Here is a 2,187-nt window from a genome sequence, read left to right on the forward strand (position 1 = left end):
TCGATCCCACTCCGCATTCGTCAGATCTCCGCGTCCCATGGAGTCAGCCTGCCCCCAACACCCCACCCACGGAGAGAGATCCGAGAAACAGCGCCTAGGCAATCGCCGCCCCCGAACTAAGCCACCGGCAGGGGGCCCGCGCTGAGGATCGCATCCGCGCCGCCCGCGCCACCGGCCTGCGCAACCTGCCCCTGCACCGCACGGCCCAGAACCTGATCTGGCTGGAGATCGTGCAGATTACCCTCGGCCCCCTTGCCTGGATGCCACTGCTCGCCCTGATCGGAACTGCCCGGCTCTGCCGGGCAGGCCACACCGACACCTCGAACATGCGCGGGTTGCACGGCAGTCGGGAGCAGCAGCGCCCGCGCGACGCAAGCATCAGCCTCGACCGCGGATCGCGTCCGACGACCTGTGCGGCTGATTGCTGGTGATCACTCGATGTGTCCGGTGCCTCGGTCCACCTGCGCGAGGAACTCCCGGACAGCGTCCTCCAGATGCTTTGTGTCGGCGGGCACAGGAGGGTGGGTGCTGAACCCGAACCCGTACCCGGGGTCGGGCCCGGTCAGCCACATGAAGTGGTAGGTGCCCGGCTTGCCGTCCGGTTGGCTGACCTCGAACTCCTCGCCGTCCACCAACATCCGCCACGACTCGTCCGCCGCCATCGCCCCTGCTTTCCCCGGCCCCGGAGACGGGGCGCGGTAAATTCGAATCAGGCCACCGTGAAGTCGGCCGCCTTGGTGTCCAGGGTCGTGTCGCCGTCCTCGGCGGTGACCAGGACGGCCACATGCCACAAGCCCTTCGGGGACCCGCTGGCATCGGTGTGGGTGACGGAGACCTTGTAGGTGCACCGCTCACTGTTCCCGTCCGAGGGCTTGCAAAGAGCAGGCTCCGCACCGGCCATGTCCTTGACTGTCAGGCCCTTCTTCGCAAACGACGAGTTCGCCGGCCACGCCAGCACTTTCACACTCCTGACCGCGGAGGACGCCGTGACGTCGGTGGTGAAGGCCAGCGAACCGTCACGCCCGGCGGCGGCAGCGGTGTAGCGGGCCGCGCTGTGCGCCACCGACGGCGCCTGGTCCCCGGCGTAGGCGAGAGCGAAGGTACCCGCTCCACCGAGCACGACGACACCAGCAGCAACGGAAACGACGATACGACGCGACATGAGAAGTTCTCCCCTACGGACTCAGCTGGATCCCACCGGCGCTCTCGTCGGCGCCGTGCACCCATCCTGGCCGCGCGGCGAACGCCGGGTATGAGCACACGTACTCAACTGCGGCCTGAGTAACGCACGTTACGCCCCAGCACCTCACTCCCAGCCTGACGGTCCGATCCAGTGGTCAGGCGCGTGAAAGCAGAGTCGACACGCTGCCCCTTCACCTTCCGGCCCACATCCGATGTTCCGGGCAGCCTCCGTATCCGATGTTCCGGGCAGCCTCCGTCCGCGGACAGAAGCCCGCCATGCGTCGGCGAGCAGCGGACCGCAGAACAGCGTCCCCGGCCACCTTCAGGCGCATCGTGCTCGGCCTAGGTCGTGGCGTCGGGATGACGCGTTGCGGCTCCTGCAGTCGTGGCGTCACGGCTGCTCACACGTGCCGAGCACAGGGCGCCACACAGGCCCGCTCCGTGGTGTTGGGAAACCGAGCGACGGCCGGCTCGGCGCCCCCCCTCCCCCGTCCGGGTCACCGGCGTCTTCACGACCTCGAGTGCGCAGCCTCCGACATCTCCTGTCTCCGGCCCCCGTTCCCGGCCCCGCGCCGGGCGCCCGGCCTCTAGGCGGAAGCGGACAGCACCAGCGCGGCCGCCGCCGCGAGCGCCACGTATGCCAGGACCAGCCAGGCCAGGAGGCGCCGCCGCAGGGCGCGGTAGCGCGTCTCGTACGCCTGGCGGAGTTCTTCTGCCCGTGCTGCCGTGCGCTGCCACGACGTCCGTGATAGCGCCAGGTGTTCTGCCACGAACTCCCGTTCCAGCGCCTCCTGTTGTATGTCGGTGAGCCATCCGAGCCGGGACGCGGTGCGCGCTGCCGCCGCGCGGCCCTCGTCCCGTGCGGCGGCCAGCAGGAGATGTCCCTCGATCTGCCGGACGAGACCTCGTTCCGCTTCCACGGTCATCGCGCGCTCAACTCCTTTTCCGCTTGCGGTACTAACGGGTGGTTCAGGTCGAACGCCGGGGATTCGCTGCGGATGCGGG

General features: G+C 69.0%; 3 protein-coding genes and 1 pseudogene. 1 reads left to right on the top strand and 3 read right to left on the bottom strand.

All coding sequences use genetic code 11. The features are described 5' to 3' along the window. Nucleotides 1-101: 101 nt before the first annotated feature. Nucleotides 102-296, top strand: a pseudogene (locus IF54_RS41880) (IS1380 family transposase); the annotation flags it as partial. A 135-nt stretch (nt 297-431) separates the two neighbouring features. On the opposite strand, the gene IF54_RS0138635 reads toward IF54_RS41880, so the two are convergent. From IF54_RS0138635 to IF54_RS0138645, 3 genes are all read right to left on the bottom strand, one after another. Beyond that, nucleotides 432-662, bottom strand: a complete 231-nt coding sequence (locus tag IF54_RS0138635; RefSeq protein WP_030327343.1) for a hypothetical protein — start codon at nt 660-662, stop codon at nt 432-434. Nucleotides 663-709: 47 nt separating this feature from the next. Further along, a complete protein-coding gene (locus IF54_RS0138640) occupies nt 710-1,162 on the bottom strand; it encodes a DUF5707 domain-containing protein (RefSeq protein ID WP_030327345.1) in 453 nt (150 codons plus the stop codon). Between the two features lie 607 nt (nt 1,163-1,769). Then, nucleotides 1,770-2,108, bottom strand: a complete 339-nt coding sequence (locus IF54_RS0138645) for a hypothetical protein (protein ID WP_030327347.1) — start codon at nt 2,106-2,108, stop codon at nt 1,770-1,772. Between the last annotated feature and the right edge of the window lie 79 nt (nt 2,109-2,187).

It is taken from the genome of Streptomyces sp. NRRL B-3229 (assembly GCF_000719505.1).
In the GTDB taxonomy this organism is placed as follows: Bacteria; Actinomycetota; Actinomycetes; order Streptomycetales; family Streptomycetaceae; genus Streptomyces; species Streptomyces griseorubiginosus.